This window comes from Kitasatospora sp. NPDC059571, from assembly GCF_042735675.1.
In the GTDB taxonomy this organism is placed as follows: domain Bacteria; phylum Actinomycetota; class Actinomycetes; order Streptomycetales; family Streptomycetaceae; genus Kitasatospora.
Map to the genome: position 1 here is coordinate 1 of NZ_JBHWBW010000393.1, position 7,493 is coordinate 7,493.

Consider the following 7,493-nt stretch of genomic DNA (forward strand, 5'->3'; position numbering starts at 1 on the left):
CGGGGGCGCTGTGCCGGGCCCCCGCTCCGGCATACCCTGGGGGGGCGCGTGTGCCCGCGCGGATCTTGTTCAACCGGGCCAGCACCTTCGTCCGCAGATCGACCGGGGTGTCGTCGCACCCGCACGAGCGCTTGATCAGCGCCTTGATGGCCTGTTCGAGCCCGTACTTCTCCAGGCACGGCGAGCACTCCTCGAAGTGCACGCGCAGCTTGGCGCAGTCGCCCTCGGCCATCTCGTTGTCGAGGAATTCGTAGAGGTGGTCGAGGACCTCGCCACACTCGGTCTCGTGCGGATCGCCGCAGCTCATGAGCCCGCGCCCTTCGCTTCCTGCCCTGCACCGCTGCCCGCCGGAACCAGCCCGCGCTCACGGGCGTAGTCCTCCAGCATGCCGCGCAACTGGCGGCGGCCACGGTGCAGCCGGGACATCACCGTACCGATGGGTGTACCCATGATGTCCGCGATCTCCTTGTACGCAAAGCCCTCGACGTCCGCGAGATACACCGCGATCCGGAATTCCTCCGGGATCGCCTGGAGGGCGTCCTTGACGTCGCTGTCGGGCAGGTGGTCGAGCGCCTGCGCCTCGGCCGACCGCAGGCCGGTCGACATGTGCGACTCCGCCCGGGCCAGCTGCCAGTCCTCGATCTCCTCGGCCGCGGTGCGCTGGGGCTCGCGCTGCTTCTTGCGGTACGAGTTGATGAACGTGTTGGTGAGGATGCGGTACAGCCAGGCCTTGAGGTTGGTGCCCTCGCGGAACTGGTGGAACGACGCGTACGCCTTGGCGAACGCCTCCTGGAGGAGGTCCTCGGCATCGGCGGGGTTGCGGGTCATCCGCAGCGCCGCCGAGTACATCGGATCCAGGAAGGCCAGCGCGTCGCGCTCGAAGCGCTCGCGCCTGGCGTCCTCGCTCTCGTCCGCGGACACGCGGAAGGTGTCCTCGCCGATCGCCTCGGCCAGCTCGTCACCCGTGAGGGGCGCGTCCCCGGGCATCCCGCCACCAGAAACGGCCTCGTCCTCGGTCCCGACGACCGGACCCACCTCCTCGGTACTGCGGCCACGGCCCACGGCGGGCCGACCCGAGATGGAGGATATCGGGCCCACCGGCTTCTCGCCCGCGACAAGCCACTGCGACCAGTCGGGCACGAAGTCGTTCTGCGCCGCCCTCTCCTCTGGTCGTTCGGGGCACGCGATCGAACCCATGGGCGCTGCCTTTCCACCAGGACTGTGCTGACGACCGTGTCAACCGAGCCGGCCCGCCGCGCATTCCCGCCGCCGTCAACCGATCGGCGGCAGTGCGGCGAGCCAGTCGGCGACGGCGTCCGTCAGGACGGCCAGCGCCGCGTCCTGGCCGACCGGCGCGCGCTTGGGCACCGCGAAGCCGTGGCCGGCCTGCGGGATCTCCACCAGCCGGTGGCCGGCCGGCAGGTCGGGGAACTCGGCCGGGGTGCCGAAGGTGTCCGCACCGCCCTGCACCACCAGGGTGGGCAGCGCGGTGTCCAGCAGTTCCGCGGCCCGGCTCTTCTCAGGCCGGCCCGGCGGGTGCAGCGGGAAGGCCAGCGCCAGCACCGCGACCGCACCCGTGGCCGCGCCCGTCCGGCAGGCGACCCGGGCGCCCGCGCTGCGGCCGCCGGCCACCAGCGGCAGCCCCTGGCCGGCCAGCTCGGCCATCACGGGCAGCCAGGCCCGGTCCAGGGTCGCGGGCGCCGGGCCGAGCCGCTTGCCGGCCACCCGCCACGGCTGCTCCACCAGGGCCACCGAGACGCCCCGCGGCGGCAGGGCGGCGGCGAGCGCCTGCAGGTCCCGCGCCTCGATCCCGCCGCCGGCCCCGTGCCCGAGCGCCAGCAGGGCCGTGGCCCCGTCCGCCTCGTGGAGCGTCACCCGTGCGTCGCCGACCGGCGTCGGTACCAGCTTCTGCATGCCGCGAGCGTATCGGGGCGGGCGGCCCTGCCCCGGCAGGCCGGGGCCGGCCGGGGCCGCGGCGGGGGTCAGAACAGCGTGGTGCGGTCCTCGTCGGTCAGCTCCCGGACGAGCTCCGGGCGGTTGTTGCGGATGCTGCCGACGGCCTCGCCCACCGGGTGGACCCGCAGGGCGCCGGGCGGCGGCGGGACGAGCAGGGCGCGCAGCGCCCGCGGGTCGTCGAGCGCGGGGTCGAGCCAGGCGTCGAAGGCCCCCGGGTCGAGGAAGAGCGGCATCCGCTCGTGGATCGGGGCGAGCAGCGGCTCCGCCTCGGTGGTGACCACGGTGCAGGTCACCCGCCAGGCGTCCGGGTGGTCCGGCGGCAGCGCGCGGTCGCGCCAGAACTCGTACAGGCCGGCCAGCGCGAGCGGGCCGCCGTCGGCGCGGGAGACGAAGTACGGCTGCTTGCCGGCCCGGCGGCCCGCGGCGGTGGCGCTCTGCCACTCGTAGTAGCCGTCGACCGGCAGCAGGCAGCGCCGGGAGGCGAAGGCCTGCCGGTAGGCGGGCTTCTCGTGCACGGTGTCGGCCCGGGCGTTGATCATCTTGACCGCGCCCTCCGGGGACCTCGCCCAGGCCGGGACGAGCCCCCAGCGCAGCACCCGCAGCTGGCGCACCGGCGCCGTCCCGCCGCGGGGGACGCGGTCGAGCACCGCGTACGCCGGGTCGGTGGGGGCGACGTTCCAGCTCGGGGCGATCGTCTCGGCCGGGTCCCACTGCTCGACCCCGAACACCTCGACGATGTCCTCTGGCCGGCTGCTGGAGGCGAAACGTCCGCACATGCCGGCCAGCCTGCCATGCGCCGCCCGGGGCCGGACGGGTGTCCCGCGGATCGAAACCGGGCGCTACCGTCCGGGCGTCCGTTCATGGGAGGCTGCCGGACCGGCACCGGGACGGAAGGCAGGGCGCACATGGACACCGCGCAGGTCTGGCAGCAGCTGACCGCCACCCGGCCGGACCCGCCGGGCTGGCTGGTCCTGGCGACCGCCGCCGCGGCCCTGCTGGCGATCGCCGTCCGGCCGCTGTGGCGGGTCAGCCGCACGGTGGTCACCATCGCCCACGAGGGCGGGCACGGCCTGGCGGCGCTGCTCACCCGGCGGCGGCTGTCCGGGATCCGGCTGCACTCCGACACCTCGGGGCTGACGCTCTCGTACGGGCGGCCGAGCGGGCCGGGGATGATCCTCACCGCCGCGGCCGGCTACACCGCCCCGCCGCTGCTCGGCCTGGGCGGGGCCGCGCTGCTCGCCGCCGGGCTGACCGGCCAGTTCCTGTGGATCGCCGTCGTCCTGCTGGCCGGGATGCTGCTGCGGATCCGCAACGCCTTCGGTGTGCTGGCCGTGCTGGTCACCGGCGCGGCGTTCGCGCTGGTCTCCTGGTACGGCAGCGACCAGGTGCAGGCCTGCTTCGCCTACCTGGGGGTCTGGTTCCTGCTGCTGGCCGGGGTGCGGCCGGTGGTCGAGCTGCAGCAGATGCGCCGCTCCGGGCGGGCGCCGGAGTCCGACGCGGACCAGCTGGCCGGCCTCACCGGGGTCGGCGCGGTGCTCTGGGTGACGCTCTTCCTCGTGGTGGCCCTCGCCTGCCTGCTGGCCGGCGGCTCCTGGCTGCTGCACTGGCGGACCATCTAGCCGAGCGCCGTCCGGCGGACGGTGCGCGTCCACACCGCCCGCACGCCGCCCGCACGGCGGCGGCACCGAAGGTGTGCAGCACCCCCGTCCGCCATTCGAATGCGCGCCGGGCCGCGGCGCGGCGGGCCCCTAGACTTGGCGCATGACCGATGCCCTGTGGCCCGCCCCCGTCGCCACCGCCGCCGTGGACGCGACCGTGACCATCCCCGGCTCCAAGTCGGCGACCAACCGCGCGCTGATCCTGGCCGCGCTCGCCGACGGGCCCGGCTGGGTCCGCCGCCCGCTGCGCAGCCGCGACTCCCAGCTCATGGCGGACGGCCTGCGGGCGCTCGGCGTCACCATCGAGGAGACGGTCAACGAGGCCAGCGGCGGCACCGGCGGCGGCGAGGCCTGGCGGGTCATCCCGGCCGCGCAGCTGCACGGCCCGGCCCAGGTCGACGTGGGCAACGCCGGCACGGTCATGCGCTTCCTGCCGCCGCTGGCGGCGCTCGCCGACGGCCCGGTCCACTTCGACGGCGACCCGCGCTGCTACGAGCGGCCCCAGCACGGCGTGATCGACGCGCTGCGCGCGCTCGGCGCCCGGATCGACGACGGCGGCCGCGGCGGCTTCCCGCTGACCGTGCACGGCACCGGTGCGGTGGACGGCGGCGCGGTCGACGTGGACGCCTCCTCGTCCTCCCAGTTCATCTCCGCCCTGCTGCTCTCCGGCGCCCGCTACAACAACGGCGTGGAGATCCGGAACGTCGGCGGCGCGGTGCCCTCGCTGCCGCACATCCGGATGACGGTGGACATGGTCCGCAAGGCCGGCGGCCAGGTCGACGCGCCCGAGGACGGCGGCGAGAAGGACATCTGGCGGGTCACCCCGGGCGCCCTGATCGGACGCGACCTGGTGGTGGAGCCCGACCTCTCCAACGCCGCGCCGTTCTTCGCCGCGGCGCTGGTCACCGGCGGCCGGGTCACCGTCCGCGACTGGCCGAAGCACACCTACCAGCCGGGCGACCAGCTGCGCGAGATCTACACGCAGATGGGCGGCGCCTGCCGGTTCACCGACGAGGGCCTGGAGTTCACCGGCACCGGCAAGATCCACGGCATCGAGGCCGACCTGCACGACGTCGGCGAGCTGACCCCGGTGATCGCCGCGGTCGCGGCGCTGGCCGACTCCGAGTCGCACCTGTACGGCATCGCCCACCTGCGGCTGCACGAGACCGACCGGCTCGCCGCGCTCGCCAAGGAGATCAACGACCTGGGCGGCGACGTCTCGGAGACCGAGGACGGCCTGCGGATCCGGCCGCGCCCGCTGCACGGCGGCGTCTTCCACACCTACGAGGACCACCGGCTGGCCACCGCGGCCGCGGTGATCGGCCTGGCCGTGGACGGCGTCGAGGTGGAGAACGTGGCGACCACCGCCAAGACCCTGCCGGACTTCCCCAGGATGTGGGCCGACCTCCTCGGCCAGGGCTGACGGGGCGGATCACCATGCGCCGCTACGGCAAGGACGCCGACGAGGACGACATCCGCAACCGCCCGGCCCGCCGGGGCTCCCGGCCCCGGACCCGGATCCGGCCCAAGCACGAGGACGCCGCCGAGGCGATGATCCTCACCGTCGACCGCGGGCGGCTGACCTGCCTGGTCGACGCCGGGACGAAGAAGGAGCGCGAGGTCGTCGCCATGAAGGCCCGCGAGCTGGGCCGCAAGGGCGTCGTCGTCGGCGACCTCGTCGACGTGGTCGGCGACCTGTCCGGCGAGCCGGACACCCTGGCCCGGATCGTGCGGGTCGCCGAGCGCAGCTCGGTGCTGCGGCGCACCGCGGACGACGACGACCCGTACGAGCGGATCGTGGTCGCCAACGCCGAGCAGCTGGCGATCGTCACCGCGCTGGCCGACCCGGAGCCCCGGCCCCGGCTGATCGACCGCTGCCTGGTGGCGGCGTACGACGCCGGGATGGAGCCGCTGCTGGTGCTGACCAAGTCCGACCTGGCGTCGGCCGAGCCGCTGCTGGAGGCGTACGCGCCGCTCGGCATCTCCTACGTGGTGACCCGCCGGGACGAGCTGGCGTCGGCCGGCGCCGAGGCCGTGCGGGCGCACCTGCGCGGGCTGTCGACGGTCTTCATCGGGCACTCCGGCGTCGGCAAGACGACGCTGGTCAACGCGCTGGTGCCGGAGCGGCAGCGGACCACCGGGCACGTGAACGCGGTGACCGGCCGCGGACGGCACACCACGGTCTCCGCCCTGGCGCTGCGGCTGCCGCCGCCCCCGGGCGCCAAGCCCGGTTCGAAGAAGGCCCTGGACCCGGGCTGGGTGATCGACACCCCCGGCTTCCGGTCCTTCGGGCTGTCCCACATCGACCCGTCCCGGGTCATCCACGCCTTCCCCGACCTGGAGCCCGGCACCGAGGGCTGCCCGCGCGCGTGCAGCCACGACGAGCCGGACTGCGCGCTGGACGCCTGGGTCGCCGACGGCCACGCCGAACAGGCCCGGCTGTACTCGCTGCGCCGGCTGCTGGCCAGCCGCGACACCCGTGAGGGGGACTGAGACACCGCCGGTCGGCCGCCGACACGGGTGTGCCGCAGGTGTCGGATCGGCGTGGGCTGGCGATCATAGGAGGGTAGGACCGCCCCGCGACAAGGAGTCAGACGGATGGCATGGGCGCTGGTGATCCTCGCCGGTCTGCTGGAGACCGGCTTCGCGATCAACCTCAAGCTGAGCCAGGGCTTCACCCGGCTCTGGCCCACCATCAGCTTCTGCGCCTTCGCGCTCGGCAGCTTCGGCCTGCTGACGCTCTCGCTCAAGTCGCTGCCGGTCGGCTCCGCGTACGCGGTCTGGACGGGCATCGGCGCGGCCGGCACCGCGGTCTACGGCATGGTCTTCCTCGAAGAGTCCAGCAGCGCCCTGAAGCTGGTGTCGATCAGCCTGGTCATCGCCGGTGTGGTCGGCCTCCAGCTCAGCGGGAGCGGGCACTGATCGGCCCGCCCGTTCCGTCCGCTGTGCGAGCCCTCCCGCACGGAGAGCCGGTGGATCGCTAGGGTTTCCGGTATGGCCGATTATCACGACGATCTCCGACTCGCCCACGTCCTCGCCGACTCGGCCGACTCGGTCACCATGGAGCGCTTCAAGGCGCTGGACCTCAAGGTCGAGACCAAGCCGGACCTCACGCCGGTGAGCGACGCCGACAAGGCGGCCGAGGAGCTCGTGCGGAGCGTGCTGCAGCGGGCCCGCCCGCGCGACGCGGTGATGGGCGAGGAGTACGGCCTGCAGGGCTCGGGCCCGCGCCGCTGGGTCGTCGACCCGATCGACGGCACCAAGAACTACGTCCGCGGCGTGCCGGTCTGGGCGACCCTGATCGCGCTGCTGGAGGAGGGCATCGACGGCGAGCTCCGGCCGGTCGTCGGCATCGTCTCGGCGCCCGCGCTGAACCGGCGCTGGTGGGCCGCCCGCGACCTGGGCGCGTACGCGGGCCGCAGCCTCGCCAAGGCCTCCCGGATCCAGGTCTCCCAGGTCCAGCGGATCGAGGACGCGTCCTTCACGTACTCCTCGCTGACCGGCTGGGAGGAGCGCGGCCGGCTCGACCCCTTCCTCGACCTCACCCGGGCCTGCTGGCGCACCCGGGCCTACGGCGACTTCTGGTCGTACATGATGGTCGCCGAGGGCTCCGCGGACATCGCCGCCGAGCCGGAGCTGAGCCTGTGGGACATGGCCGCGCCGTGCATCGTGGTGCAGGAGGCCGGCGGCCGGTTCACCGGGCTGGACGGCGTCGACGGGCCGAACGGCGCGGACGCGGTGGCCAGCAACGGGGTGCTGCACGCCGAGGTGCTGCGCCGCCTCAGCGTCTGACCTGCGGGCCCCGCGGCGGCGCGGGCGGCCGACGGCGGTGTTTCGGCGGGTGGTCGGGGAGGTTGCCGACCACCCTGTCTCTTATAC

9 protein-coding genes are annotated in these 7,493 nt (G+C 74.4%); 5 read left to right on the forward strand and 4 right to left on the reverse strand.

The window, feature by feature from the left end; translation table 11 throughout:
• The 4 genes from rsrA to ACFV0G_RS30730 form a co-directional block, all read right to left on the reverse strand.
• Positions 1 to 307 (reverse strand): mycothiol system anti-sigma-R factor (rsrA, locus tag ACFV0G_RS30715; RefSeq protein WP_380555096.1); only part of this gene is annotated, 307 nt, incomplete at its 3' end.
• Entirely contained in the window at positions 304 to 987 is a 684-nt protein-coding gene (locus ACFV0G_RS30720; RefSeq protein WP_380555112.1) for a sigma-70 family RNA polymerase sigma factor, read from the reverse strand. The genes ACFV0G_RS30720 and rsrA, both read right to left, overlap by 4 nt.
• A 285-nt stretch (positions 988 to 1,272) precedes the next feature.
• A complete protein-coding gene (locus ACFV0G_RS30725; protein ID WP_380555098.1) occupies positions 1,273 to 1,914 on the reverse strand; it encodes an alpha/beta family hydrolase in 642 nt (213 codons plus the stop codon).
• Between the two features lie 68 nt (positions 1,915 to 1,982).
• The gene (locus tag ACFV0G_RS30730) at positions 1,983 to 2,732 is read right to left on the reverse strand and encodes an SOS response-associated peptidase (protein WP_380555100.1); all 750 of its coding nucleotides are present in this window, start codon (positions 2,730 to 2,732) and stop codon (positions 1,983 to 1,985) included.
• Between the two features lie 129 nt (positions 2,733 to 2,861).
• Here ACFV0G_RS30730 and ACFV0G_RS30735 point away from each other — a divergent pair, with 129 nt between their 5' ends.
• From ACFV0G_RS30735 to hisN, 5 genes are all read left to right on the forward strand, one after another.
• A complete protein-coding gene (locus ACFV0G_RS30735) occupies positions 2,862 to 3,575 on the forward strand; it encodes a M50 family metallopeptidase (RefSeq protein WP_380555102.1) in 714 nt (237 codons plus the stop codon).
• A 142-nt stretch (positions 3,576 to 3,717) separates the two neighbouring features.
• A complete protein-coding gene (gene aroA, locus ACFV0G_RS30740) occupies positions 3,718 to 5,037 on the forward strand; it encodes a 3-phosphoshikimate 1-carboxyvinyltransferase (protein WP_380555104.1) in 1,320 nt (439 codons plus the stop codon).
• Positions 5,038 to 5,051: 14 nt separating this feature from the next.
• Positions 5,052 to 6,107 carry a ribosome small subunit-dependent GTPase A gene (rsgA, locus tag ACFV0G_RS30745; protein ID WP_380555106.1) on the forward strand — a complete coding sequence of 352 codons (1,056 nt, stop codon included), beginning with the start codon at positions 5,052 to 5,054 and terminating at the stop codon, positions 6,105 to 6,107.
• Between the two features lie 105 nt (positions 6,108 to 6,212).
• Complete coding sequence (locus ACFV0G_RS30750) at positions 6,213 to 6,536, forward strand: DMT family transporter (RefSeq protein ID WP_380555108.1); 324 nt, start codon at positions 6,213 to 6,215, stop codon at positions 6,534 to 6,536.
• A gap of 72 nt (positions 6,537 to 6,608) precedes the next feature.
• Complete coding sequence (hisN, locus tag ACFV0G_RS30755) at positions 6,609 to 7,406, forward strand: histidinol-phosphatase (protein ID WP_380555110.1); 798 nt, start codon at positions 6,609 to 6,611, stop codon at positions 7,404 to 7,406.
• Positions 7,407 to 7,493 lie beyond the last annotated feature (87 nt).